Origin of the sequence: Mesorhizobium sp. M1217, assembly GCF_040318275.1 — a bacterium.
Classification (GTDB): domain Bacteria; phylum Pseudomonadota; class Alphaproteobacteria; order Rhizobiales; family Rhizobiaceae; genus Mesorhizobium.
Genome location: NZ_JAMYMA010000023.1, coordinates 21,613 through 45,436 on the forward strand (window position 1 = coordinate 21,613; position 23,824 = coordinate 45,436).

At 61.5% G+C, this 23,824-nt stretch carries 26 protein-coding genes and 2 tRNA genes; 19 read left to right on the forward strand and 9 right to left on the reverse strand.

What is annotated here, in order from left to right; genetic code table 11:
• Nucleotides 1-83: 83 nt before the first annotated feature.
• The 3 genes from NKH37_RS29300 to NKH37_RS29310 are packed head-to-tail and all read right to left on the reverse strand — an operon-like array spanning nt 84 to nt 4,676.
• Nucleotides 84-1,085, reverse strand: a complete 1,002-nt coding sequence (locus NKH37_RS29300; protein ID WP_352547863.1) for a rhamnose ABC transporter substrate-binding protein — start codon at nt 1,083-1,085, stop codon at nt 84-86.
• A gap of 46 nt (nt 1,086-1,131) precedes the next feature.
• Nucleotides 1,132-2,121, reverse strand: coding sequence for an ABC transporter permease (locus NKH37_RS29305; protein ID WP_352716916.1), 990 nt, complete (start codon nt 2,119-2,121; stop codon nt 1,132-1,134).
• Nucleotides 2,118-4,676, reverse strand: coding sequence for an ATP-binding cassette domain-containing protein (locus NKH37_RS29310; RefSeq protein WP_502895976.1), 2,559 nt, complete (start codon nt 4,674-4,676; stop codon nt 2,118-2,120). The genes NKH37_RS29305 and NKH37_RS29310 overlap by 4 nt, the downstream gene beginning before the upstream one ends.
• 192 nt (nt 4,677-4,868) lie before the next feature.
• Here NKH37_RS29310 and NKH37_RS29315 point away from each other — a divergent pair, with 192 nt between their 5' ends.
• From NKH37_RS29315 to NKH37_RS29345, 7 genes are all read left to right on the forward strand, one after another.
• Nucleotides 4,869-6,152 (forward strand): ROK family transcriptional regulator, encoded by a 1,284-nt coding sequence (locus NKH37_RS29315; protein ID WP_353007139.1) that lies wholly within the window; start codon nt 4,869-4,871, stop codon nt 6,150-6,152.
• 203 nt (nt 6,153-6,355) lie between these two features.
• On the forward strand, nt 6,356-6,556 hold the full coding sequence (locus NKH37_RS29320) for a CsbD family protein (RefSeq protein ID WP_352962436.1): 201 nt from the start codon (nt 6,356-6,358) through the stop codon (nt 6,554-6,556).
• A gap of 673 nt (nt 6,557-7,229) precedes the next feature.
• The gene (locus tag NKH37_RS29325; RefSeq protein ID WP_353007142.1) at nt 7,230-7,613 is read left to right on the forward strand and encodes a hypothetical protein; all 384 of its coding nucleotides are present in this window, start codon (nt 7,230-7,232) and stop codon (nt 7,611-7,613) included.
• Between the two features lie 277 nt (nt 7,614-7,890).
• Nucleotides 7,891-8,148, forward strand: a complete 258-nt coding sequence (locus NKH37_RS29330; RefSeq protein ID WP_023719431.1) for a hypothetical protein — start codon at nt 7,891-7,893, stop codon at nt 8,146-8,148.
• Nucleotides 8,149-8,227: 79 nt separating this feature from the next.
• Nucleotides 8,228-8,821 carry an SOS response-associated peptidase gene (locus tag NKH37_RS29335; protein ID WP_352852428.1) on the forward strand — a complete coding sequence of 198 codons (594 nt, stop codon included), beginning with the start codon at nt 8,228-8,230 and terminating at the stop codon, nt 8,819-8,821.
• Nucleotides 8,822-8,894: 73 nt separating this feature from the next.
• Nucleotides 8,895-9,776: a transglutaminase family protein gene (locus tag NKH37_RS29340; RefSeq protein WP_352817581.1), complete on the forward strand. Its 882-nt coding sequence runs from the start codon at nt 8,895-8,897 to the stop codon at nt 9,774-9,776.
• An 88-nt stretch (nt 9,777-9,864) separates the two neighbouring features.
• Complete coding sequence (locus tag NKH37_RS29345; RefSeq protein WP_352547875.1) at nt 9,865-10,716, forward strand: transglutaminase-like domain-containing protein; 852 nt, start codon at nt 9,865-9,867, stop codon at nt 10,714-10,716.
• 127 nt (nt 10,717-10,843) lie between these two features.
• On the opposite strand, the gene NKH37_RS29350 is transcribed toward NKH37_RS29345, so the two are convergent.
• A complete protein-coding gene (locus tag NKH37_RS29350; RefSeq protein WP_353007144.1) occupies nt 10,844-11,395 on the reverse strand; it encodes a group I truncated hemoglobin in 552 nt (183 codons plus the stop codon).
• A 134-nt stretch (nt 11,396-11,529) separates the two neighbouring features.
• Here NKH37_RS29350 and NKH37_RS29355 point away from each other — a divergent pair, with 134 nt between their 5' ends.
• Nucleotides 11,530-11,715, forward strand: coding sequence for a hypothetical protein (locus tag NKH37_RS29355; protein WP_352482421.1), 186 nt, complete (start codon nt 11,530-11,532; stop codon nt 11,713-11,715).
• Nucleotides 11,716-12,817: 1,102 nt separating this feature from the next.
• Complete coding sequence (locus tag NKH37_RS29360) at nt 12,818-13,435, forward strand: cupin domain-containing protein (protein WP_353007146.1); 618 nt, start codon at nt 12,818-12,820, stop codon at nt 13,433-13,435.
• 1,371 nt (nt 13,436-14,806) lie between these two features.
• On the opposite strand, the gene NKH37_RS29365 is transcribed toward NKH37_RS29360, so the two are convergent.
• Both NKH37_RS29365 and NKH37_RS29370 read right to left on the reverse strand, forming a co-directional pair.
• Nucleotides 14,807-15,070 carry a hypothetical protein gene (locus NKH37_RS29365; RefSeq protein ID WP_023719439.1) on the reverse strand — a complete coding sequence of 88 codons (264 nt, stop codon included), beginning with the start codon at nt 15,068-15,070 and terminating at the stop codon, nt 14,807-14,809.
• Nucleotides 15,071-15,273: 203 nt separating this feature from the next.
• A tRNA-Thr gene (locus NKH37_RS29370) sits at nt 15,274-15,348 on the reverse strand.
• A gap of 160 nt (nt 15,349-15,508) precedes the next feature.
• Here NKH37_RS29370 and NKH37_RS29375 point away from each other — a divergent pair.
• The 10 genes from NKH37_RS29375 (at nt 15,509) to NKH37_RS29420 (ending at nt 21,471) form a co-directional block, all read left to right on the forward strand.
• Complete coding sequence (locus NKH37_RS29375) at nt 15,509-15,691, forward strand: hypothetical protein (protein WP_353006208.1); 183 nt, start codon at nt 15,509-15,511, stop codon at nt 15,689-15,691.
• 159 nt (nt 15,692-15,850) lie between these two features.
• Nucleotides 15,851-17,143 carry a UDP-N-acetylglucosamine 1-carboxyvinyltransferase gene (gene murA / locus NKH37_RS29380; protein WP_352848025.1) on the forward strand — a complete coding sequence of 431 codons (1,293 nt, stop codon included), beginning with the start codon at nt 15,851-15,853 and terminating at the stop codon, nt 17,141-17,143.
• A gap of 93 nt (nt 17,144-17,236) precedes the next feature.
• On the forward strand, nt 17,237-17,671 hold the full coding sequence (locus tag NKH37_RS29385) for a DUF2948 family protein (RefSeq protein WP_352482425.1): 435 nt from the start codon (nt 17,237-17,239) through the stop codon (nt 17,669-17,671).
• Between the two features lie 4 nt (nt 17,672-17,675).
• Complete coding sequence (hisD, locus tag NKH37_RS29390; protein ID WP_353042157.1) at nt 17,676-18,968, forward strand: histidinol dehydrogenase; 1,293 nt, start codon at nt 17,676-17,678, stop codon at nt 18,966-18,968.
• A gap of 2 nt (nt 18,969-18,970) precedes the next feature.
• Nucleotides 18,971-19,456 (forward strand): UPF0262 family protein, encoded by a 486-nt coding sequence (locus tag NKH37_RS29395; protein WP_023719444.1) that lies wholly within the window; start codon nt 18,971-18,973, stop codon nt 19,454-19,456.
• Between the two features lie 58 nt (nt 19,457-19,514).
• A complete protein-coding gene (locus tag NKH37_RS29400) occupies nt 19,515-19,925 on the forward strand; it encodes an arsenate-mycothiol transferase ArsC (RefSeq protein WP_353006212.1) in 411 nt (136 codons plus the stop codon).
• 89 nt (nt 19,926-20,014) lie between these two features.
• Nucleotides 20,015-20,233 carry a translation initiation factor IF-1 gene (gene infA, locus NKH37_RS29405; RefSeq protein WP_006200926.1) on the forward strand — a complete coding sequence of 73 codons (219 nt, stop codon included), beginning with the start codon at nt 20,015-20,017 and terminating at the stop codon, nt 20,231-20,233.
• A gap of 25 nt (nt 20,234-20,258) precedes the next feature.
• Nucleotides 20,259-20,888: a Maf-like protein gene (locus NKH37_RS29410; protein WP_353006214.1), complete on the forward strand. Its 630-nt coding sequence runs from the start codon at nt 20,259-20,261 to the stop codon at nt 20,886-20,888.
• Complete coding sequence (gene yacG, locus NKH37_RS29415; RefSeq protein ID WP_352488273.1) at nt 20,885-21,076, forward strand: DNA gyrase inhibitor YacG; 192 nt, start codon at nt 20,885-20,887, stop codon at nt 21,074-21,076. The genes NKH37_RS29410 and yacG overlap by 4 nt, the downstream gene beginning before the upstream one ends.
• 319 nt (nt 21,077-21,395) lie before the next feature.
• Nucleotides 21,396-21,471: transfer RNA gene (locus NKH37_RS29420), tRNA-Phe, on the forward strand.
• Between the two features lie 213 nt (nt 21,472-21,684).
• On the opposite strand, the gene NKH37_RS29425 is transcribed toward NKH37_RS29420, so the two are convergent.
• The 3 genes from NKH37_RS29425 to NKH37_RS29435 all read right to left on the reverse strand — a co-directional run bounded on the left by NKH37_RS29425 (nt 21,685) and on the right by NKH37_RS29435 (nt 23,724).
• On the reverse strand, nt 21,685-22,296 hold the full coding sequence (locus NKH37_RS29425) for a class I SAM-dependent DNA methyltransferase (protein WP_353006215.1): 612 nt from the start codon (nt 22,294-22,296) through the stop codon (nt 21,685-21,687).
• Between the two features lie 220 nt (nt 22,297-22,516).
• On the reverse strand, nt 22,517-23,272 hold the full coding sequence (locus NKH37_RS29430; protein ID WP_352482431.1) for an AAA family ATPase: 756 nt from the start codon (nt 23,270-23,272) through the stop codon (nt 22,517-22,519).
• Nucleotides 23,269-23,724 (reverse strand): hypothetical protein, encoded by a 456-nt coding sequence (locus NKH37_RS29435; protein ID WP_352791676.1) that lies wholly within the window; start codon nt 23,722-23,724, stop codon nt 23,269-23,271. Before NKH37_RS29435 ends, NKH37_RS29430 begins: the two co-directional genes overlap by 4 nt.
• Between the last annotated feature and the right edge of the window lie 100 nt (nt 23,725-23,824).

Consider the following 23,824-nt stretch of genomic DNA (forward strand, 5'->3'; position numbering starts at 1 on the left):
CCGCCCCCGCACTGTTTTGATTCGAGAGGTTCAGGAAGGGCGCCGGATGGACCGGCGCCCCGCGGAGTTCGAACTCCAAAGGATCAGAACTTGAACTCGGCCAGATTTTCAGGGGTCACGATCTTGGCCGGACCAAGGATCAGTTCGCCGCTGGCGCCAATCGTGTATTCGCCGAGCCTGCCTGCCGTGAACTTCTCACCCTCCTTGCCGGTGATCTTGCACTGCGCAAGCGCCTGGGCTGTCTGATAGGTAAGGTAGCCCAGATCGGTGACGTTCCACCAGATATCCTGAGCCGCTCCGTCCTTGATGTATTTCGAGATCAGAGTAGCCGGCGCGAGGCCGGTCAGCTTGACCTTGCCGATCATGCCTGCCTCCTCGAGTGCACGCGCGGCCGCCGGAAGGCCGATGCCTGCCGGGACGATGATCACCTTGAGATCGGGAAACGCCTGGACCAGCGCCAACGCCTGCTGCTGGTTGATTTGTTCACTTTCTTCGCCATAGGCCACCTGCACCAGCTTCATTTTGGAGAACTTCGGCTCGGCGGCCATCTTCGCCTTCATGAAGTCGATCCAGGCGTTCTGATTGGTCGCCGTCGGGGTCGACGACAGGATCGCGAATTCGCCTTCACCGCCGCTGAGGGCGAATGCACTTTCCAGCATCATCTCGGCGAGACTGTCGCCCTTGACCTGATTGACAAATGCCGCGCGGGCATCGGCGGCCACATCGGAGTCATACGAAATCACCCTGACGCCCTGCTGAACGGCGCGCTTCAGCGCAGGCGCGACGGCATTGGCGTCGTTGCCGGCAATTGCGATGACCCCGACCTTCTGCGACACGAGGCTGTTGATGAATTCGATCTGCGCCTCGGCGGTCGCCTGCGATGGGGCGACCTGGGTAGCGGTGCCGCCAATTTCCTTGGCTGCCTCTTGTGCACCTCCAAAAGCCACTTTGAAGTAGGGGTCTGTGTCGAGCTTGGGCAGGAAACCGACCGTTACGGGTTCCTTGGCGCATTCCTGGCTGAAAGCCAGCGAGGTTGGCGCGAGCAGAACCGCGGATGCGAGCAGGGCTAATCTAAACGCTTTCATTGTGACTCCTCCGTCAAAATTCGGGCTTAAAGGAAGGGGCCCGAGATCACCCCTTTGTCTCGCGCATTGCGCGGGATCTGCTGAGCAGCTCCTGTGTGGAGCGCCAGTAATTGCCGACCAGCAGCGAGCCGATCAGAAGCAGGCCAATGATCATGCCCTGCGCGTCGCCGCCGATCTGGTTCAGCGCCAGCACGTTACGGATGATGGCGATCAGGACCAACGCCAGCATGACGCCGGTCAGGCGGCCCTTGCCGCCAAAGACGCTGACGCCGCCGAGCAGCACGATGGTGATGACGTCGAGCTCCATGCCGAGCGCATTGTTGGCGCGGGCATTGGACAGGCGCGCGGTATAGACGATGCCGGCTATCGCCGCGACGACGCCCGAGACGACGAACAGGTTCAGCACCATCCGGCGCGTGTTTATGCCGGAATAGCGCGCCACCTCGGGGCTGCCGCCGAGCGCGTAGATGCGCTTGCCGGTCGGCGTCTTCTGCAGCACGACCGCAAACACCGGCGCCAGCGCCAGGAAGGGGACGATGGTCCACGGTATCTCGGTGCCCGGCAGATTGTTGATGCCGAAATCCACGACCGCGGGCGGCAGGATGTTGACCGAACCGGTGCCGAGCAGGATGTAGCCAATACCTCGATAGAGCGCCATCGTGCCGAGCGTCACCACCAGCGACTGCAGTCCAAGGCCCGAGACCAGGTAGCCGTTGAAAGCGCCGAGCAGGCCGCCGGCGACGAGCGTCAGCGGGATTGCGGCAAGCGTTGGCACGCCGGCCTGTACCAGCAAGCCAAAGACGACGGACGTCAGCGCCAGCACCGAGGCGATCGACAGGTCGATTTCGCGGGTGATGATGAGCAGCGTCATCGGCAGGATCAGCAGCGCCTTTTCCGAGGCGCTGGCGGCCAGTTGCGAGAGATTGAAGCCGGAGACGAAATTCGGCACGACGATCGCCGCGTAGAGGAAGATGGCCACGCAGGAGGTCGCCAGCAGCAGATCCCAGAAGTCGATCGAACGGAGGAACTTTCTCACCGCGCCCTCGCCTGTCTTGCCTGCTCGGCACGCCGCACGATGAAGGTGTCGATGCCGATGGCGACCAGGATCACCAGGCCGTAGACGCCCTGCAGCCACAGCGGGTCGACGCGCACCAGCGTCAGCCCGTTCTTGATGACGAGCAGCGTGAGCGCGCCGAGGATGATGCCGAGCAGCGTGCCCGAACCACCGCGGATGGCGACGCCGCCGACCACCGCCGACGCGATCACGGTGAGTTCGAAACCGAGCGCGACGCGGGCATCGATGGTCGCATAGCGGGATGCCCACAGCGCACCGCACAGGCCGCCGAGCAGGCCGGCCATGCCAAAGGCCAGCAGAATCCGCCGGTCGACGGGGATGCCGATAAGACGTGCGCCGTCGGGATTGGAGCCGGCGGCAAACAGTTCGCGTCCGATGGCGGTGCGATAGAGCAGCACATAACCCAGGCACAGGATGACGATCGCGATAATGACGATCAGCGGCACGCCGGCGATCTTCAGGCCGGTCATGTCGAGCCAGGCTTGCGTGACTTCGTCGGCGCTGATCTGGTCGCCGGCTGCCCAGATCGAGTTGAAGCCGCGGAAGATCGACATCGAGGCCAGCGTGACGACGATCGCCGGGATCTTTCCCCTGGTAACGACAAGGCCGTTGATCAGGCCAGCGACACCACCGACCGCGCATGCGGTCATCAGGCCGATGCCGATGTCGAGCCCTGGATAGGCCTGGACCATGCTCGCCGCCATGTAAGCCGACAAGCCGATCACCGCGGCGATCGAAAGGTCGATGTTGCGGGTGATCAGCACCAGCATCTGAGCGAGTGCTGCAACTACCAGCAGGGCTGCATCCATCGACACGGCGGTCAGGTTTGCCGCACTCACCATGCGCGGATTGATAATGGTGACCGGGATGGCGACCGCCAGCATCGCGGCGAGCAGGCCGAACTCCCGCCGCTTCAGTATGTCGAGCGGTCCTTTTCTTTTCTCTTCGCTGGCGGCCTGCGCTGCCGGGTCGGCGCGTTTGTCGGCCTTCGTCGCGGCTTCCAGCACCTTTTCCTGGGTGGCTTCGCCCCTGGCAAATTCGGCCGTCCGATGGCCTTCGCGCAGGACGATGATGCGGTCGCACATGCCGATGAGCTCGGGCATTTCCGAGGAGATCAGGATGATAGCCATGCCCTGTGCGGCAAGGTCGGCGATCATCGCATGCACTTCCGCCTTGGTGCCGACATCGATGCCTTGCGTCGGCTCGTCGAGGATGAGGACGCGCGGCTCGGTGCGCAGCCATTTGGCCAACACCACCTTCTGCTGGTTGCCGCCGGACAGTTCCTTTACCGGCTGCCCGTAGCCGGAAAAGCGAAGCTTCATCCGCTTCAGCCAGTCCGAAACCAGATCGATCGCGCGGTCCGTGCCGTAGAAGCCGGAGCGAGCTGCCTTGTCGAGCACGGGCAGCACCGCGTTGTCGAGGATCGAAAAGTCCATCACCAGGCTCTGGCCCATGCGATCTTCCGAGACATAGGCGATGCGCGCATCCATGGCGTCGCGTGCCGATGCAAAGTGCGCGGCCTCGCCGTCGATCAGGATTTCGCCGGCATCCGGCTGGTCGATGCCGAACAGCACGCGCGCGATCTCGGTCCGCCCGCTGCCGACCAGGCCGCCGAGCCCGAGCACCTCTCCGGCGTGGAGCTTGAGGTCGATGTTGGAAAAGCCGCCGGCATGCGAAAGCCCCCTCGCCTCCAGCACCAGCGCGCCGGTGGCGTGGTTTCGTTCCGGATAGAGGTCGGTCACTTCGCGGCCGACCATCATGCCGATGGCGGCGGCGCGACCAAGCTCGGCCTTCGGCTTGATGCCAATGAGGCGGCCGTCGCGCAGCACCGCGATGCGGTCGGCGATGCGGAAGATCTCGTCCATGCGATGGCCGACGAACATCATCGCCACGCCATGCAGCCGCAGGTCGGCGACGACGGTGAACAGCCGCTCGACCTCGCGCTGCGACAGGGCGGCCGTCGGCTCGTCCATGATCAGCACCCGCGCGTCGAGCGACAGGGCGCGGGCGATCTCGACCAGTTGCTGTTCGGAGGTGCGCAACGTTCCGAGCCGGGTTTCGGCCGGCACGTCGAGGCCGACTGTCGCCAGCACCTTGCGCGCGCCGGCAAGCACGGCAGCGTTGTCGATGCCGCCGAAGCGATCGCGCGGCATATGGCCGAGATAGATGTTTTCCGCCACCGAAAGATCCGGGAAAAGACCAGGATGCTGGTGCATGACCGAGATGCCGGCAGCCTGGGCATCGTGCGGCGAATGGAAGACCACAGGCTTGCCGTCGACTTCGATATGGCCGCCGGTAGAGAGGTACACGCCGGCCAGCAGCTTCACGCAGGTGCTCTTGCCGGCACCGTTTTCGCCAAGCAGAGCCAGCACCTCGCCTGAGCGCAATTCGAAGGACGCGTCCTTGAGGGCAATCGTGCCGCCGAAGGCCTTTGTCGCCTGAACCAGGGCAACGGGGACAGCCACGTCGCTCTTCACCACGGCATCGGCTTCGCCTAATGCGCCCAAGTGCAGCACCCTTCCTCCCTGGTCCTGTTTTTTCAATTTGCTATATTAAATGGTTTGACGCCGCAACTGGAAAATTGACTTCCATGACCCCGAAGGGCACTGTCGCGTCGCGCACGGGTGCAGCTGGAGTGCTCGACCCAGCAGCCTAAAAGCTGCAGGCGGCCAGAGTGGCTCCGCGAGATGAATGGGGAGGCGCCGGTTTTGTCCGGAAAAGGCAGCAATTCGGTCAAGGTTCGGCATTACAACGAGCGCTTCGTGCTTGATGCCATCCGCCGTCTGAAGGAGGCATCCAAGTCCGATCTGGCGCGCGCCGCAAATCTGACGCCGGCCGCGGTCGCCACCATTGTCGACGGGCTGGAGTCGTCCGGATTCGTAAAGCAAGTGGGAAAAAGGTTCGGGCAACGCGGATCGCCGTCCACCCTCTACCGGCTTACACCGGAGCGCATCTACAGCGCCGGCATCAAGATCGGCCGGCGCGCGCTGGAAGCCGTGCTCGTCGACTTCGCCGGCGAGGTCCGCTCCCGCGAGTCGCACGAATATCGCTTTCCGGACCCCGATCTGGTGCTCAAGGCCGGCAACATGTCGCTGGCCAATTTCGACAAGCTGGTCGAGGGGCTTGGCGATGCCAGCATCGTCGGTGTCGGCATCGCTTCGCCATATTTCCTCGGCGGCTGGAGCGAGGAACTCGGCTTTCCCGATGACCTCGGTAGCCGCTGGGAAGCAATCGATCTGACGACATTCTTCGCCACAAAACCGAAGACCCCGGTCTTCGTGGAAAACGACGCGTCATCGGCCGCACTCGCCGAACTCATCCAGGGGACCGGCGCGCGGTTCCGCGACTTCATGCATATTTCGATCGACACCTTTGTCGGCGGCGGATTGGTGCAAGGCGGCAAGGTCCATACCGGTCCGCACGGCAACAGCGCCGCGCTCGGTCCTTTGCCGGTTTCGCCTTCAAGCCTCGATTCGGTCGCGGCCAAGCCGGCGCGTTACCAAAGTCTGCTGCATCGCGCCTCGATCTATGTGCTGGTCAATCATCTCAAATCGCGCGGCATCGAGATCAATCGTGTGCGCGAACTGGATCCCTTGCCGCCGGGGGCGCGCGAGCCGCTGTCCGAATGGATCGACGATTGTGCCAATGCGCTGGTCGAGGCGATCATCGCCATCACCTCGGTCATCGACATCGAGGCGATCGTCCTCGACAGCATCCTGCCGCGGCCGATCCATCTCGAGCTGCTGGCAAAGGTGCAGACCCAGTTCAACACGATCAGCGCCATCGGCATCGTGGCGCCGGAAATCGTATCGGGACAATTCGGCCCCGAGGCCTCGCCTATCGGCGCCGCGATGCTGCCGTTCTCGGCACTGTTGGCGCCCGACAGCGGCGTGCTGATGATCGGCAAGGACAGAACAATGCTGCTGGGCAGCCTTTCGAGGCTTGCCAGCCAAGGCCACCCAGCGAGAAGCTCAGCGCCTTCAACGGGATAGGATGGCGCTGCGAGAGAGCATCAAGCTCTGGACATCATCAACATCAGCTCGCAGTCCGGCACGGGCACGGCGGGCTTTTTTGCGCCGGCTCCGGAACTTTTAGCGGCCGCTAATCTTCATTCGTCACCGACATCGAAATGCTCGATCGGTCCGCGCTCCGCTTTAGTGCGGGCCCACAACACGCAGGAAGCAAGGAGGAACATATGAACTGGGATCAAATCAAGGGAAAATGGAAGCAGTTCAAAGGCAAGGCGAAAGAACAGTGGGGTGACCTCACCGACGATGATCTTGATCGGATCGAGGGTAACCGAGACCAGCTCTTGGGACGTATCCAGGAGCGATATGGGATCGCCAAGGAAGAGGCGGAGCGCCAGGTAGATGACTGGTCCAGAAGCATCGGCTGAGCCTTGGACGTAACGCTGTCTGCTGCCCACCACCGGGTTAACCTCTGAATCACCCGCCGTGCCGAATGGTGCGGCGGGCTCTTTCGACAGCGAGGCCCGCGAGGAACCTTTAGCTATATCTAATGTTCTACTTGCGTGGCGGGCTTCGCCTTGGCGTGTGCCCGACCCGGAGGCGAAGGAGCGTAATCATGAACAACATTATCTGGCTGGTCGGCGCCATCGTGATCGTAATACCATTTTGAGCTTTTTGGGTCTGCGGTAGCATCTGGGCCTTCTCTTCGACCCGACAGCGCTCCCCGGTCGGCGTGGCCTCACTGACCGCTGCGCCCAACAGATCAGACTTAGGTCCTAAGCAAGACGCTCCAGGAATGGACCGAAGCCCCGGCTGAGGAACGTAGCCGGCTGGCCCACGTTGTGGTGAGCTTTGGCGCGATGAAGATGCGTCCGGGCGGAAGAGCTCAAAGTCAGGGAGGAGAGGCCCGACGCTCCGAACGAACGGCGGGCTTGGGTGTAAATGCAAACGATTAGCAGACTGTTCGATTCCCATGCCCAGGCAGCACGTGCCGTTGCCAGGCTTCAGGCTGCCGGAATTCGTCGCCGGCAGATCAGTGTCGTCGGATCTTACAATGACAACAATGAGCCGATTAGCATTGTCGGATCTTACAAGGATGAGATGAGCGCTCTCTGGCGGGGTCCGGGGGTCGGTGCCGTCGTTGGCGCGGCGGCCGGTCTGCTAGCCGGCTTTGGCGCTTTTGGAGCTCAGGGCATCGATCCTGCGGGGATGACCGGCATGGCCCTGGTCGGTACGGCGTGGGGCGGCTTTGCCGGCGGGCTTCTCGGAACGCTGGCCAATTTTGCCCAAAAGCCGGGCAAGCCGAAGATTGCACAGGGTGTCGTTCTGGTGATGGCCCGCGTCGATGAAAAGCAGGCCGGCGCCGCGCAGGCAGTGTTCCGGAGTTCCGTGGAGATGCCGCAGCTCATCTGCGCTTCCGGGCAGATGAAGAGGAGCGCTTACACAAATTCAAGCCGGCTCCGCGTCCGATCTGGTGCCAGATGAAGTTTGTTCCGCGAAACAGGAATTCAGGCGGGAGGCGCCCGATGAAACCTTGGCAAACCAACACCTTGGAGGCATGCGGGCTGCTTGCCGTCGTGCTGTCCCTTATCCTTACCGTTCTATTGGCAGGTCTCATCCTTGGCTGAAGCCGTGCCCTGCCGCCGGCGACACGGTGCCAAGCTCCGGCAATCGGCAACTGGCGAAAGGTGCGGCCAGTTCGAAGGATTAAACCATTCGTGCTAAGCGTTCACAGCTTGTCGCCATAGGAGAGGACGCCGAGATGGACAAACGGGCTGAAGGAGACGCGGAGAGATTGGCTCGAGGCGAGTTCGAGCTCAAAGCCGAACGATATGGCGTGAACGCCTTTCTTCTCGTTGTCGAACTTATAAATCTGCTGGAAAAGCGCGGAACAATCAGCAGCGACGACGTCGCGAAAATAGCCGAGGCCGCCGCACTTGCCGTTGCCGCATCCAGCGAACCCGACATGAACAGCATCAATCTGTTGCAGGCCATCGCCGCCGCACGCCGGCCCAAATAGGGCAAGTCCGCCAGCAATCGGCGCGAACCGATAACGCTATATTGAAACTGATCTCGATCGAGCGTCCGGAGCCATATTAATGTGCAATGACTACGAGCAGCACATCGCCTGGGCCGAGTATTGCCGGATGATGGCTTTGCTGGCGCTCAATATTCCCAGCCATCAAACCGAACTGGATCTGCCGCAGGCGGATGACATCCACATCAACGACCCCGCGCCTGTAATGCGGGCTGCCGGCAACACAATCGAACTGGCGTCGATGACGTTCGGCTTTCCTCCGGCCGGACCAAAAGGCGGACCTGTATTCAACTTTCGCTCGGAGGGTCGACAATTCGGCAACAGCAAACGCTGCCTCGTCCCGGCGTCGGCATTCTTCGAATTCACGGGAACGAAATATCCGAAAGCCAAGCACAAGTTCACGCTGAATGGCCATTCGTTCATGGCGATTGCCGGGCTTTGGCGCGAGGGGGTCGGCAACAAGCCGCCGACGTTCACGATGCTGACGACCGATCCGGGGCCGGACGTGGCGCCATATCACAACCGCCAAGTGGTTGTGCTGCGGCCATCGGACTGGGCGGCATGGATCCATCTGACGAAGTCCGAGGCTGAACTCATGCGGCCGCTGCCGGAAGGGTCGCTCAGAGCGGAAACAGTTCGCGCAGGTTCCGAGTAGGAACCATCGAATGAGCGTGGAAAAGATTATATGATTGCGCCAACATCGCAGGTAAACTTGTCGACCAAAACTGATGCCGATCTTCTCAGTCCAGCATACGACGGTCTATCGCTATAGCCGGCCGGTGAGGTTCGGCGAGCATCGGCTGATGTTCAGACCGCGCGACAGCTTCGATCAAAGACTCCTGGACCACGCCTTGTCTGTCGATCCCGAGCCGAAAGAGGTTCGCTGGATCCATGACGTTTTCGGAAACTGCGTGGCGGTGATCGATTTCGAGAATCCCGCGAAAGAACTGCGCTTTGCGACAGACATTCGGCTGGACCACACGCCGCAGCATGCGCCTGATTTCCGTATCGACGAAGCTGCGCTTCACTATCCGTTTTCCTACGATCCCGACGAAGCCGCAGATCTCTCCCAGACGATGGAACGTCAATACGAGGATGACAGTGACGAGGTTGGCAACTGGGCACGACAGTTCCTCAGTGCCGCAGGGCACACCGGGACCGGCAATCTGTTGATGACGCTTTGCTATGCCATCCACGAGAGCTTTGTGTATTCCCGTCGAAGCGAGCCTGGGACGCAGCCGCCGCTGATGACGTTGCACCTGCGTCGCGGCACATGCCGGGACTTTGCGCTGTTCATGATGGAGGCGGTTCGTTCGCTCGGCTTTGCCGCCCGTTTTGTGACTGGTTACGTCTATGTGCCGAGCCGCGACAGCGCGACGGTTCTTGGCGGCGGGTCGACGCATGCCTGGTGCCAGGTCTACCTGCCGGGTGCCGGCTGGGTCGAGTTCGACCCCACCAATGGCATTGTCGGCAATCGGGATTTGATCAGGGTGGCCGTGGCCCGGCATCCTCGTCAAGCCATTCCGCTTTCCGGGAGTTATTCGGGAAGCGCGTCGAGCTTTCTTGCAATGACCGTCGAGGTGAATGTGGCGAAGGAGATCGGTGCGTAGGAAAATTAGCATCCGCTGATGTTTTCCCGGAACTGTTTGGCCGACGCGGAGTTTGCCCGGTTGCTGAATGACAACAATCGGAGCGTCGATGCGGATCCGCGCAGGTTACACCCTCACCTACGAATGTCCGCAGCCAACGCCGATGCTGTTGGCGCTCGAAATCCATCCATCGCGCCGGGTCGATCTGTTGACGGAACAGGTCATCGATTTCGATCGTCCCGTCGAAGCACGCGGCTACGTCGACGGTTTCGGCAACGCCTGCACGAGGATCGAGGCGCCCTCGGGCCTGACGACGATCTCAACCACCTTCGATATCTACGATAGCGGCGAGCCCGATGCGGTCGCCGAGCAGGCTGTGCAGCACAAGATCAAGGACCTGCCGGACGAAGTGCTCGTCTTTCTTCTCGGCAGCCGCTACTGCGATACCGATCGTCTTGGAGATTTTGCCTGGGCGAAATTCGGCAATACCGCGCCTGGATGCGCGCGTGTCCAGGCGATCTGCGATTTCGTTCACAATCACATCGTCTTCGACTACCAGAAAGCCGACCCGCTGCGGACGGCTCACGACAGCTTCACCGACCAGGCCGGCGTTTGTCGTGACTTTACCCATTTGGCGATCGCGCTATGCCGTTGCATGAATATTCCCGCGCGGTACTGCACCGGCTATCTCGGTGACATCGGCGTACCGCCGGCGCCGTATCCGATGGATTTCAGCGCCTGGTTCCAGGCCTATCTCGCCGGCACCTGGTTCACATTCGATCCTCGCCACAACCGCCCGCGCATCGGGCGGATATTGATGGCAACCGGGCGCGACGCGACCGACGTCGCCATCTCAACCAGTTTCGGTTTTTCGCGGCTTACCCGCTTCGAAGTCGTGACGGAGGAGGTCCAGGCCGAACCTTCCCTGGCGTCTGTCGAAAATTCCGCGTTCTCACCTTGAGCTGCAAGGTTCGTAGAGGTGGGTCGACGATGTCCCGAGGCCCCTCTGATCTCGAGGTCAGGGCCGCGCTGCATTCAGGGCGACGCTGGCGCCATGCGAATGCATCCGCCCGCACGATATAAGCGCTTCAGCCCCGCTTGACGTTGCCGGCGGTGACCTCGTCTTTGTGGGCGGCGAAAGCTTCCAAGACTTCGGTTTTCTCAGGCTTCGGAATCTTGAAATGATCCAGGGTCCGCCCGAGTTCCGCTGCGACCTCATCGAATTCCGCAGGGGAAATCCGCAGGTCGCGATGCGCCTCCTCGAGGCCGAGCGGCGTCGTGCCGGGCTTGGTGGCGACGAACTTGAAGGGCCCACCAGAAACGTCGCAGACCCACAGCGTGCGCATGAACTTGAGGCCGGGCAACCTTTCAAGGTTCTTGGTGTGCCACTTGCGCAATTGTGGGTTCCTCGACTTCTTGCCGACGATCGGGTTTTTCACGACGGCGTCGCTAAAATGATCGATCACCGCTGCGATGGCGAACACGCCCCCCAACCGCTCATACAGACTTTTTTCAGCTGTGGTTTTCTTGGCCTGGGCGAGTGCGTTGTCGGCGGGCAATACCGCCGTCGACGCGGCGGCCAGCGCCAGCGCGGCAACAACACTTCGTCTTGTCAAAGAGGTTGAAACAGCCGTTTTCATCCCTGGTTCCCTTCGAGGTTAGGCCAGAGCAAGCCGCAGCCTGTCTGGCGGGCTTCATGAAGTGACATTCGGACACTTTGCTATATTTTAGCATCGTCTAAGGAACAAACGAGCCCTTCGCCCGAATTATTCCGATGGACGGCATTCTCACGGTCAACATGCGTAAAAAGGGCGAAGGCCGCGCGGATGAGGAAGGCTTAAGCACGCGTCGCTGCACGCGGCAGAGGTCGCGAAGCCACTTCGGCCGCATCGGCCCGATCGATGTTGCGGGCACCGTAGTGTTCCTGGCCTCGCTGGCGGCGGTCGCCTGCGGCCAATAGCCTGTGCTTTTCAAAAATCGCTAGCTTCTGCGGATAGGTGATCCGCACCTTTGCGTTGCACCCGTCGCATTTGAAGTGCGCGATTGTTCTGAGTGCAGAGCCCTTTCTTACCGCCGGATGCGAGCAATCCGGACATTCGAATGTGAGCGCGACATCCGATAAGTCTTTGGCTAAGCCCATTTCCATCCCCTTCGCAAGCTCGGTGGCTACACTCTGGCGATTCTCAATGGGCAATTCAGATGCCAAACGGCTGTGCCAAAGCGGGATTAGACCAATTCACCTCGGAACGCCGCAAAGCTAGTGCGCCTTCTCTCTGCCTTTTGAGCGACGAAGAGACCTAACTTCCTCCAGCAGTTCGCGCTCATTGGTAGTCAAGTTTCGGAAGATTGCGACAATCATCACCGCTAAGGCTTCGGCATCCAGGCTTAAAAGGTCAATGTGTTCATCTGCGCAAACCTGATCAAACACGCGTTCACAAATAGCCAAATCGTGAGGGCTGAGGCGAGTGCTATTGAAACGCCGGCGCGACATTTGCGAGCCTTCGACGCCCGCCGCCCTGTTGCAAAAGAAGCGGGCCCTGGCAAGAAACGCGAGTCGTTGAGTGGTTGTTCCCGGCTGCAAGCTTTGCTAAGCCGCCTGCAGCAGGGGCAGACCAGAAGCCTTTCCCCGCACGCATCATGGCGCATGCGAGCGGAGCTGTGCGCCGACCTTGGCACCTCAGACATTTTCGAGCGCCCGCCTGAGCGGCTCTGGCTGCCATGCGCGGGCCGATCTTGGACGGCTGGACCGTTGGACTCACGTCAGACACAGTAGCCTGGGGGCAAGACTGCTTCGAACCCTAAACGGGGCCGTCGGCTACCCATTTGACGACGCGGAGGAGCCACGCGTTCCTCTGCTGGCACTCGTCATCGCAGCCAATGCCACCGCGACGACCTAGTTCCAATACTTGAAAACTCTCCCGAGACGGTTTGGCATCATGAACAGTCTTCTTTGGCGGCAGGCGCACTAGGGTGGCCCGAAATTTGGTCCGCCCCGTAAGGCGGTACATATGCTATAGCTAATATTGGGTCGAGGGGGTGACCATGAAAAGGGAGGACCAATCATGAAGCCGCATTCCCTCAGCGCTCACCGTATTGGCCTGCTTATATTCTCGGTGTGTGCTTTCGGGCTGATGACGTCAGTCTCAATGCCCGCAGACAGCAAATTCGCCGTCGAGCCGGTGGTTGAGAAAAAGGTGACGGAACTGCCCTCCGGACCGTTGTACTGGCGGCTGGATAATCTGCCAACGCTGGCGCAGGCCCAAAGCGCGGCGGGCCCGACCTCGCTTGCGGCGGAGATCGCAGGCAAGGTCTGGCTGTTCACGCTTGGACCGAAGGATGGCTCTACGACCGGCGGAACCAAGGTCGTCGAGATCGGACCGATCCCTCCGATCAGCGCAAGCGAGTATTTGCTGCGCGTCAACCGCGCCGGTGGAGCGCCCGGCGTCAAGACGAAGATCCATACGCATCCGGGACCGGAGGCCTTCTATGTGCTGGCCGGCAAGGTCGGCCAGAGAACGCCCCACGGAGTGACCTATGCTGAAGCTGGCACGGCCATGATCGGACACGGGGCCAACACGCCGATGGAGGTGTTCAACGCCGGCACAACCGATCTCGATGAGCTGGCCATCTTCGTGGTCGACGCCAAGCAGCCGTTCTCGTCGCCGGCCAGCCTCGACTGAGGCGACATTTCCCGGGGTGGCACTTCCGCTCTCCAGCTGTTGCAGACAGTCAGTCAACGAGCTGTGAATGTCTGCCCTGGGTCGAACTCGGGTCGTTCAGGGTGTTGGGTTTTGACCCCAACGCCATCGGATTGGGTTCGCCTGACCTGCATAGCCGTCCATTTCCCGCTCGGGGCTCATATTTCCAGCGAGGCCTGACAACGACTGTCCAAGCCCTCATGGGGCGGGAAGTTTCACGATCTTGTCTCTTCTGTAGTCATAGCCGGTCTTCGGAGTTCCGTTGCGATAGTCGTCATAGGTCCAGCGGCCGGTGGCCCAAGCATTGACAAAGTCGGTGCACCACTTCACGCCTCCGGGAGGAGGTCGTCCTCCAACCCATCTCTTTTTCGATGTTACGCCTTTGAGGCAGTGCTGAATTGCAGCGCGCCTCTGTTCCGGACTCTGCAGTTTCGCTCTGCCTGCTTCAAACTGGGCTCTACCATCGCTTTGACAGCCAGCAATCAGCAGTGCTGTTGCGACGATCAATTTGCCAGCGCACTTCAAATGAGGCTCTCCAATTCGGGCACGTCAGTATACCGCAATTAATTGGCACATGGACCGTCCCGCCACAATCGCTTGGAACGATCAACCGTGCGTCTTCGGGCACGCCTGCATCAATTGTGTCGAGCCCCGGCATCTATACACGCCACCGCGAGGTCATCGCGGATGCGATGATGCGGCATGAACGGAACTTGAAAGGTGAAACGGCGAGAGGCGCTCACTTCGGTGGTGGCATCGGCGGCTTAATGTCGGTCCGGTAGAACCAATATCTTGTCCACTCAAAGGGTCCTTTGCACACCATCTTTAGGGGTCTGTATTTTGGAGTTTCAAGCCAAGTGGTGCAGCGGTACGACTGGTGTTGGTCGTTGATCATTTTATCATATCTGATGACCACGGTATTTATGCCGTCCAACTTCTCTTCACCGACGCGGCTGCAAGTTCGGTTTATCGGCGTCCCGTCCGGATTCAAGTCGCTGCCCGGAGGACGTGCCGTCGCGATCCAGCGCCCAAAAGGCTGGCGTCGTGAGTAAACCATGTCGCCTATGTAGATCTCTTCTTGATGCAGAAACCCAGGTTGGTCACCATACCTAACTAAGTGGTCCGTAACCTGAATGGCGGGCGTCCTTAATACTCTTTCGTTGGCTTTGTTTAGAGGACTGCACGCCTCGGCCTCCTCCACATCGCGGGATGCTGTGGAGCCTGGAGCCGCTTTGGATACGAAAGGCAGACAGATCAAGCAGACTGGAAGGGCGAGGATGAATCGGGCAAAAAGGCTCATCATCCTTGTAAAGCACGTCCCATCGAGCACCGTGAGATAGACCCCGACTGAATTTACTCCATATCCGGCACGTCACCGCTGGTGAATAGCACGGTCGGCGGGCCGTAGTCACCAAGCGCCGGGTTCGCGTCACGGCTCCATGCGATTACGCCAACGTGCTTCCCTGCGAGCGTCTTAGCGGTGCGGATGGCGCGTTCCTCGCTTTGCTGATCGGCCGGACCAAAGGTGGGAAACAGTTCGCCGTCCTCGCCACGATCGAACGCCACGACGACGATCAGCTTGGGCTGCTTCTGGCCAGGCAAAATATGATCCGACATGGCGGTAGGCTATCACATCACAGAGGATTGAGTCGCGTTCGAGACTCGGGAGGTGAGCGTGCAAGACCATCATTTTTGACAAGCCTGCGCGCGTGGCACTCGGCAGGTCGCGGGGCGCCTATTTTTCGGCAACCTCGCCAACCGTGCACAATCATTATCGAGCAGGTCAAGCGGCCTTGGAAGATGCGCTAGCGAAAACGATCTGGTGCTGCGAGAGAGGATTGAACTCTCGACCTCTCCCTTACCAAGGGAGTGCTCTACCACTGAGCTACCGCAGCCGCCGATGGCGGGGCTTCTGCCATATCGAACCGGCAAGCGCAAGGCCAAGACAAAGACGGGTTGAAAGGCCGCACCAGGCGATTGTTCCGGACATGGCCATGCCACAATGTTGGCTATCCCTTGATCCGCACCGGCGGGTCGCCGGCCGGGGACGGGACGATGAACGACAAGACAATTTCTCCGAACAAGGATGGTCCACCAAAAAAGGCTGGCCGGAAGGACCGGCTGGCCGAGCAGTTGCGTGCCAATCTGCAGAAGCGCAAGGCGCAATCGCGCTCACGGCGAACCGGCGGGGCCGACCAGCGGCCGGACGGGCTGCAGGCGGCAAAGCAGAAGGATTAACGCGAATCGGCTATGTTGGTCGCCGGTATTTTGGCCAAGGTATCGTGGGCCAACGCGGGGAAATAGCCTGTTTCTTGAACCAAGCCGGCCAATGGTCTAGATGGGCCGCAACTGACTCAACCGATTTAAACCGGCTTTTCGGCCGAGGGGACGCTCTTCATGGATCGCATCAGAATTGTCGGCGGCAACAAGCTTGCCGGAAGCATCCCGATCTCGGGCGCGAAAAACGCCGCGCTGCCGCTGATGATCGCCGCGCTTTTGACCGACGACACGCTGACGCTGGAAAACGTGCCGCATCTGGCCGACGTCGAGCAGCTCATCCGCATCCTCGGCAATCACGGCGTCGACTATTCGGTCAATGGCCGCCGCGAAAAGCAGCATGAGGGCTATTCGCGCACCATCAATTTCTCCGCCCGCAATATCGTCGACACGACGGCGCCTTACGAGCTGGTGTCGAAGATGCGGGCGTCGTTCTGGGTGATCGGGCCGCTGCTGGCCCGCATGGGCGAGGCCAAGGTGTCGCTGCCCGGCGGCTGCGCCATCGGCACGCGCCCGGTCGACCTCTTCCTCGAAGGCCTGCAGGCATTGGGCGCCGATATCGACGTCGACACCGGCTATGTCATCGCCAAGACCAGGAACGGCCGGCTGGTCGGCAACCGCTATGTGTTCCCGAAAGTCTCGGTCGGCGCCACTCATGTGCTGATGATGGCGGCCTCGCTGGCCAAGGGCGAGACGGTGCTCGAAAACGCTGCCCGCGAGCCCGAGATCGTCAATCTCGCCGAGTGCCTCAACGCCATGGGCGCGAAGATTTCCGGCGCTGGCACCGCGACCATCACCATCGACGGCGTCGAGGCGCTGTCGGGCGCCCGCGTCAGGGTGATCCCCGACCGTATCGAGACCGGCACCTATGCGATGGCGGTGGCGATGACCGGCGGCGACGTCGTGCTGGAAGGCGCGCGGCCCGACTTGTTGCAGACGGCGCTGGACATCATTTCGCAGACCGGTGCTGAGATCACGCAGACCAATTCCGGCATCCGCGTCAGGCGCAACGGCGCCGGCATTTCGCCGGTCGACGTGACGACGGCGCCGTTCCCGGCGTTCCCGACCGATCTGCAGGCGCAGTTCATGGGCCTGATGACGATGGCCAAGGGTAAGTCGCGCATCACCGAGACGATCTTCGAAAACCGCTTCATGCACGTCCAGGAGCTCGCCCGGCTCGGCGCCCACATCACGCTGTCCGGCCAGACGGCGATCGTCGACGGCGTGGCGAAGCTGAAGGGCGCGCCGGTCATGGCAACTGACCTTCGGGCCTCGGTGTCGCTGGTCATCGCCGGTCTCGCGGCCGAAGGCGAAACCACGGTCAACCGCGTCTACCATCTCGACCGCGGCTTCGAGCGGCTGGAAGAAAAGCTGTCCGGCTGCGGCGCGGAGATCGAGCGCATTTCGGGCTAAAGCCTTTCCGCAAGGCTTGCGGTCCGGTTGCGCGGATCGCCAAGACCGCCTAACAGAAGGCCAAATGTAAACCTTCGCAGGTGCGAATTCCGCATGAATGGCCTTAAGCTTGTCGCGCTCGACGATCAGGATCTGAGCATCATCTCGGCGCATGTCCAGGATGCCGTCATGAAGGTCAGCGATCTCGAATACCTGCCTTCGGTAAAGCGCTTCGTGCTGACCATGAACCGCTTCGTCTGGGAGGCGAAATCCGGCTTCTTGCGCCAGCACAATGAGCGGCGGCAAGCCGTACTGCATTTCGACCGGGTGCTCGCCGCCAAGACCAGCGGTATTGCCCGCGACAAGCCGGACGAGGTGCTGTCGCTGCTGGCGATCAGCTTTCTCGCGCTAGACAAGCCGGCCGGCATCGTCGAGCTGATCTTTGCGGGAGGCGGCGCCATCATGCTCGATGTCGAATGCATCGAGGCGCGGCTTGCCGATGTCGGCGGTGCCTGGGAAGCGACGTCGCGCCCGGTCCACAGGGTCTGAGCCGATGGCCATCACGCTTCGCCAGTCCGACGCCGATTTCGAGCAGCGCTTTGCCGCGTTCCTGCTGACCAAGCGGGAAGTCTCGGCCGACGTCGACGCCGTGGTGCGCGAGATCATCGCCAAGGTGCGCGCCGACGGCGACGCGGCGCTCGTCGCCTACACGCAGAAATTCGGCGGCGGCGACCTGACAAGGCTCGGCATTGCGGTGTCCAAGGATGACATTGCCAAGGCTTACGATGCAGCCGATCCGCAGACGGTCGAGGCGCTGAAATTCGCCCGCGAGCGCATCCGCTCCCATCACCAGCGGCAGCTGCCTAAAGACGATCGCTATACCGACGCCGCCGGCGTCGAGCTCGGCTCGCGCTGGACGGCGATCGAGGCCGTCGGGCTCTATGTGCCGGGCGGCACGGCGAGCTATCCGAGCTCGGTGCTGATGAACGCCGTGCCGGCCAAGGTCGCCGGCGTCGAGCGCATTGCCATGGTGGTGCCAGCCTCCGGCGGCGACGTGCCGCCGCTGGTGCTGGTCGCGGCCGACCTTGCCGGCGTTTCCGAAATCTACCGCGTCGGCGGCGCCCAGGCGATCGCAGCCCTTGCCTATGGCACCGAGACGATAAAGCCCGTCGCCAAGATCGTCGGCCCCGGCAATGCCTATGTCGCGGCGGCCAAACGCCAGGTGTTCGGCACGGTCGGCATCGACATGATCGCCGGGCCTTCGGAAGTGCTGGTCGTCGCCGACGGCAGCAACGACCCCGACTGGATCGCAGCCGACCTGCTGGCCCAGGCCGAGCACGACGTGTCGTCGCAATCGATCCTGATCACCAACGACCCTGCCTTCGGCGACGCGGTCGAACAGGCGGTTGAACGCCAATTGCAGAACCTGCCGCGCCGAGAAACGGTGGCGGCGAGCTGGCGCGATTTCGGCGCCGTGATCCTGGTGCCGACGATCGAGGCGGCACTGCCGCTGGTCGACCGCATCGCCGCCGAACATGTCGAGCTTGCCATCGATGACCCCGAGGCCTTCCTGGCTCGGATGCGCAATGCCGGCGCGGTGTTTCTCGGCCGTCATACGCCGGAGGCCATCGGCGACTATGTCGCCGGCTCCAACCACGTGCTGCCGACGGCGCGCTCGGCGCGCTTTTCGTCCGGGCTTTCGGTGCTCGATTTCGTCAAGCGCACCTCGATCCTGAAGCTCGGGCCGGAACAGTTGCGGGCGCTGGCGCCGGCGGCGATCACGCTGGCCAAGGCGGAAGGACTCGATGCGCATGGACGCTCCGTCGCCATCCGGCTGAACATGTAGAAATGTCCGACTACGACGAAACCCGCGCCAGGCTGATCGATGTCGAGCTCGACGAGACGATCGGCCGCTCGACGCCCGATGTCGAGCATGAGCGGGCGGTGGCGATCTTCGACCTGATCGAGGAGAACCGTTTCCAGCCGGTCAATGACGACGGTGCCGGGCCATACCGACTGAAACTGTCGCTGGCCGAATCCCGGCTGGTGTTCGCGGTGGCGCGCGAGGACGGCGCAGCCGTTGTCACCCATATCCTGTCGCTGACGCCGCTTAGGCGCATCGTCAAGGATTACTACATGATCTGTGAAAGCTATTACGACGCCATCCGCACCGCGACGCCCAGCCATATCGAGGCGATCGACATGGGCCGGCGCGGCCTGCACAATGAAGGCTCGCAGACGCTGATGGACCGGCTTGCCGGCAAGATCGACATCGATTTCGACACGGCGCGCCGGCTGTTCACGCTGGTTTGCGTGCTGCACTGGCGAGGTTAAACTGGCCGCCCCGCTGCCCCGCTCGATCCTGCCCCGCTCGATCCTGTTTGTTTGCGGCATGAACGCCGTGCGCTCGCCGATGGCCGAATTGCTGGCGCGCAAGGTGCTCCCGCCTACCACTTTCGTCGCCTCGGCCGGGGTGCGCGGCGGCGAACGCGATCCGTTCGTCGATGCCGTGCTGGCCGAAGAGGGCCTTTCACTGGGCGAACGGCACCCGAGAACGATGGACGACCTCGAGGACGATTATTTCGACCTGATCGTGACGCTGGCGCCGGAAGCCCACCACACCGCGCTCGAGCTCACCCGTTCGCTGGCCGTCGAAGTCGAATATTGGCCGATGCCCGACCCGACCGGCGTCAGCGGCACGCGCGAGCAGATCATGGCTGCCTATCGCGACGTGCGCGAGCGGCTGAAGGCGCGGATCGGCCGCCGTTTTCTCGGCAACGGGGCTGAAAACGCCGCGGATTAAGCATGTTCACAAGCGGACGTTTATCATATAGGTTCCGCGCAACTTTCCGGCCGGGGCGCTGGAAGTACCCATCCAAGCAAAGGTATCGAATGCCGAAGGAAGAAGTCCTCGAGTTTCCGGGTGTCGTGACGGAACTGCTGCCCAACGCGATGTTCAGGGTCAAGCTCGAAAACGAACATGAAATCATCGCCCATACGGCCGGCCGCATGCGCAAGAACCGCATCCGCGTTCTGACCGGCGACAAGGTCCTGGTCGAGATGACGCCCTACGACCTGACCAAGGGCCGCATCACCTACCGCTTCAAGTAAGTTCAAGGACCCGGCCGGGATTGCGATGGGCATTTTGCAGAAGCTCGTGCTTGCCTCGGGTTCGCCACGCCGGATAGAGCTGCTGCAGCAGGCCGGCATCGAGCCGGACCGCGTGCTGCCGGCCGATGTCGACGAGACACCGCTGCGTGCCGAGCATCCGCGCTCGCTGGCCAAGCGGCTGGCGACGCAGAAGGCCGAGAAGGCGCTGGCCTCGCTGAAAACCGAGACGGACTACCTGCCGAGCTTCGTGCTGGCCGCGGACACGGTGGTCGCCGTCGGGCGGCGCATCCTGCCCAAGGCCGAGACGCTCGACGACGCCGCCAACTGCCTCGGGCTGCTGTCCGGCCGTTCGCACCGGGTCTATTCCGGCATCTGCCTGATCACGCCGGGCGGCAAGCAGCGCTTGCGACTGGTCGAGACCAGGGTGCGCTTCAAGCGGCTGCCGCGCGAGGAGATCGACGCCTATATCGCGTCCGGAGAATGGCGCGGCAAGGCCGGCGGCTATGCCGTCCAGGGGCTTGCCGGCGCCTTCGTCGTCAAGCTTGTCGGCTCCTACACCAACGTCGTCGGCCTGCCGCTGTACGAGACGGTGGCGCTGCTGAGCGGCGAAGGCTTCAAGGTGCACGTCAACTGGCTGGCGGGTGCCCGGATATGAGCCCGGACGACAAGGTCACGCCGCTGCGGCCCAAGCGGCCCTGCCCCGAATGCGGCAAGCCATCGGCGCGCGAAACCTACCCGTTCTGCTCGAAGCGCTGCAAGGACATCGACCTCAACCGCTGGCTGAAGGGCGTCTACGTCATCCCGGGCCGCGACGACGAGGACGACAACGACGACCAGAAATAGCGCCGTCCGCCTGCGGTTTTCCACAGGCTTGGGACGGTTTCGCAGCCGTGATCGTGACCGATGATCGGCCTTGCGGACTGCCTGTCGTTTCCCGCCTGAAATCAATGTCCAGAACTTGTTCCATCCGGGCACTGTCGGACGGAACAGGTTCTGGCGTTTTGTCTGAGCATGATGTTTTCCGAAAACCGGATTCCACTTTTCGGGATCATGCTCTAAGCGCTGGACAGGCCGGATTCCCGTGCTATAACCCACGCGCTTTCAAGGGGTGCCGACGGCGCTTTCATGAACCCGGTGTGCAGATTGCCGCCCGCCGGAGCAGGCCCAGATAGCTCAGTTGGTAGAGCAGCGGACTGAAAATCCGCGTGTCGGTGGTTCGAATCCGCCTCTGGGCACCACTACTTCCTCATATAAAGTCAATGGCTTGCGGTGTCGCCAGCTTGGCGACTTACGGCATTTCATGTCGCGCCGTGTTGCGAACTGTTACCGTTGAGTTTCAAGGGTTTCCTGCGACTGTCGGCAACTCCACGCGACATGAACGCGACATGAGCTTCAACAAAGACCAGCCTCATGGCAAATGCTCGGTTTCAAATTTCATGTGCCCGCCGGCTTTACCGCTTTCTGGCAACCACCAGGAAATTCTGCGCAAGCTCCGCCGGAATCCTGGCACTTGCGCAGATCCTTTCAAACGGCACCATCAATATTTCGCACAGTCTTGGCAGCAATTTCCCGGGTCGCGGCAAAAAACCGTACCCAACTATCCGCTCGACAATAAAGCCATTTGCAATGAGCGTCTGCTCGTATCCTTTAATGCTCAAAGTGTGGCGGACTGTCCCTCCTGCATAACGGTTCAGAATGCGGCAGACCAGCCCTATTGGGGAGGTCGCATTCATGTGGATATTCGAGATTAGCAATCCACCTTCGTTCAAATGCGCGCTGATGGCCGACAGTGCATCCTTCCTGAGCTCATCTTCAGCATTGAGGAAGAATCTGAATGCCGTGACCACGTCGAACCTTTCGGCAAGCGGAGAGAACGTAAGATCAGCGCGGACCAATTTCACGTTCTTCGGAACCCGTGCGCTAGCCAGCATAGATTGGGAGATGTCAACGCCGACGACTTCACCAAAAAATGGAGCTGCGATATTTGCTATGCGGCCTGTGCCGCATGCGAAGTCCAGGCATTTCCGGTTCGGCCCGCCGACAGGCAGGAGAATACGTTCCACCAAAGGCTTTTCGATACCCGACCACAGAGCTGCATAGTAGCCGGACCGGTACGTGTCGGAGTAATGGGCACCGTACCCAGCCGTCTGGTGGCTTGCTCGGTAATCCCGACGAGCGGGTGCAGGGTTCTCATGGACGCTCCCGAACGGTCGCCGCTGCGCCCGCAGAAATCTGCGAATGCCAACGAACGATCTCACCGTGAACACCATGCAACTCGCGCCTCTAGTCTGGCCCGACGCATGCCGTCGCGGGCAATCCGTGCCCCACGATGCGCGCGACGACCTGTTCGAAATTGCGTGGGTCGAGGCCGTCGACACGCATCAGCGGCCATTTGTCTTGCAGGCATTGGCCGATCTCCCTCGCGATATCCGCTTGCTTCAGGCCCCTGACCACTCCGACTTCGAGAAGGCGCTCGAGGTACGGCTGCCGCGCATACCGCTCAATGAGGCGGTGGCGCAGCGTTTCCCCAGGCGCGTCGACTTGAATGAGGAGATCCGGTCGCGGCAGGAACGTCAGGCAATTACGAACCATGTCGATACTTTGATTTCGTCCCAACAGGACGAGCGCGCACAACGCCTGAACAATGCCCTCTTCGAAAATGAAGTACCCTTCTGAGGCCTGCGCCGTATTCCAGGCTTCGAAAAGCAAAACGACGTCGATCTTCAGACGCAACGCCCATATTCGACTTTTTGGAGGGATCGATGCCAAAAGCCGCGCAGCGGCCCCCTCGCTCGGCGGGGTCGAGAACAAGACCGGACTCGCGGTGGCGAGCTTGTGCACCAGACGCTGGATACCATGGCGTGTCTCCGGGCTTTCATCCTCGACCGAATCGACTTCGCTGCCGACAGACACAAAATCAATCCGGCGATAGCCATTGACTGTCTTCACACGGATGTCGTGTTTCGCCAGCTCACGGCAAAGGGCGCGGAGAAGGGTCGTCTTGCCTGCACCAGGCGGACCGAACAACTCGATAATCATGTAGGGATCTCCCGAACAGGAAGCAGAAAGATCGGATGAAGCGAGCTCGCCCGCTCCGGCGGTGTGGCGAGCGTAAACACTCTGGCATCCGCCTGGCCGAGTTGACCCCGCTCGCTGGCATCCTGCTGACGCCGCAAAAAGCTTTGGAGGAGATGCGATGCGGTGGAAGACTGCCTTTCCATGGCGTGCAGTCCCGCCTGTTGAGCCGCGACAGCGTTGCCGGTTGACTTGAGAACTTGCAATTGCTTCTCGATCGCCTGCGCTTGCGGCTGGTTGACACGCCTGTCGCTGTCGAACTGGCTCGTCGCCCGTGCCATCTCCTGATCGATCGAGCGCCCCACGGTTGCCCGTTGGTCGACGTCGGTCGTCGTGGCTTCCAGGCGTGCGAGCCTCGACGACGCCGACCCCGCCGCCTGCGCCAACACCTCCGTCGTCGCGCCGCTTGCGCCCATAGGGAACATGGACCTCAGAAAGTCTCTAAATTGCCTGGGGATCAGTGCTTACTATGAGTGCCGAACCATACCATCATCCATCTGAATGACTGTCGGCACC

Bases quoted from the DNA above. Each gene is read 5' to 3' on its own strand.
- NKH37_RS29320 (WP_352962436.1), top strand. From the start codon at position 6,356: ATGAACTGGGATCAAATCAAGGGAAAATGGAAGCAGTTCAAAGGCAAG.
- NKH37_RS29350 (WP_353007144.1), bottom strand. From the start codon at position 11,395: ATGAAAACGGCTGTTTCAACCTCTTTGACAAGACGAAGTGTTGTTGCC.
- NKH37_RS29400 (WP_353006212.1), top strand. From the start codon at position 19,515: ATGAACGCCGTGCGCTCGCCGATGGCCGAATTGCTGGCGCGCAAGGTG.
- NKH37_RS29345 (WP_352547875.1), top strand. From the start codon at position 9,865: ATGCGGATCCGCGCAGGTTACACCCTCACCTACGAATGTCCGCAGCCA.
- yacG (WP_352488273.1), top strand. From the start codon at position 20,885: ATGAGCCCGGACGACAAGGTCACGCCGCTGCGGCCCAAGCGGCCCTGC.
- NKH37_RS29340 (WP_352817581.1), top strand. From the start codon at position 8,895: ATGCCGATCTTCTCAGTCCAGCATACGACGGTCTATCGCTATAGCCGG.
- NKH37_RS29395 (WP_023719444.1), top strand. From the start codon at position 18,971: ATGTCCGACTACGACGAAACCCGCGCCAGGCTGATCGATGTCGAGCTC.
- NKH37_RS29300 (WP_352547863.1), bottom strand. From the start codon at position 1,085: ATGAAAGCGTTTAGATTAGCCCTGCTCGCATCCGCGGTTCTGCTCGCG.
- NKH37_RS29330 (WP_023719431.1), top strand. From the start codon at position 7,891: ATGGACAAACGGGCTGAAGGAGACGCGGAGAGATTGGCTCGAGGCGAG.
- NKH37_RS29335 (WP_352852428.1), top strand. From the start codon at position 8,228: ATGTGCAATGACTACGAGCAGCACATCGCCTGGGCCGAGTATTGCCGG.
- hisD (WP_353042157.1), top strand. From the start codon at position 17,676: ATGGCCATCACGCTTCGCCAGTCCGACGCCGATTTCGAGCAGCGCTTT.
- NKH37_RS29435 (WP_352791676.1), bottom strand. From the start codon at position 23,724: ATGGGCGCAAGCGGCGCGACGACGGAGGTGTTGGCGCAGGCGGCGGGG.
- murA (WP_352848025.1), top strand. From the start codon at position 15,851: ATGGATCGCATCAGAATTGTCGGCGGCAACAAGCTTGCCGGAAGCATC.
- NKH37_RS29365 (WP_023719439.1), bottom strand. From the start codon at position 15,070: ATGTCGGATCATATTTTGCCTGGCCAGAAGCAGCCCAAGCTGATCGTC.
- NKH37_RS29375 (WP_353006208.1), top strand. From the start codon at position 15,509: ATGAACGACAAGACAATTTCTCCGAACAAGGATGGTCCACCAAAAAAG.
- infA (WP_006200926.1), top strand. From the start codon at position 20,015: ATGCCGAAGGAAGAAGTCCTCGAGTTTCCGGGTGTCGTGACGGAACTG.
- NKH37_RS29410 (WP_353006214.1), top strand. From the start codon at position 20,259: ATGGGCATTTTGCAGAAGCTCGTGCTTGCCTCGGGTTCGCCACGCCGG.
- NKH37_RS29325 (WP_353007142.1), top strand. From the start codon at position 7,230: ATGAGCGCTCTCTGGCGGGGTCCGGGGGTCGGTGCCGTCGTTGGCGCG.
- NKH37_RS29360 (WP_353007146.1), top strand. From the start codon at position 12,818: ATGAAGCCGCATTCCCTCAGCGCTCACCGTATTGGCCTGCTTATATTC.
- NKH37_RS29385 (WP_352482425.1), top strand. From the start codon at position 17,237: ATGAATGGCCTTAAGCTTGTCGCGCTCGACGATCAGGATCTGAGCATC.
- NKH37_RS29430 (WP_352482431.1), bottom strand. From the start codon at position 23,272: ATGATTATCGAGTTGTTCGGTCCGCCTGGTGCAGGCAAGACGACCCTT.
- NKH37_RS29355 (WP_352482421.1), top strand. From the start codon at position 11,530: ATGGACGGCATTCTCACGGTCAACATGCGTAAAAAGGGCGAAGGCCGC.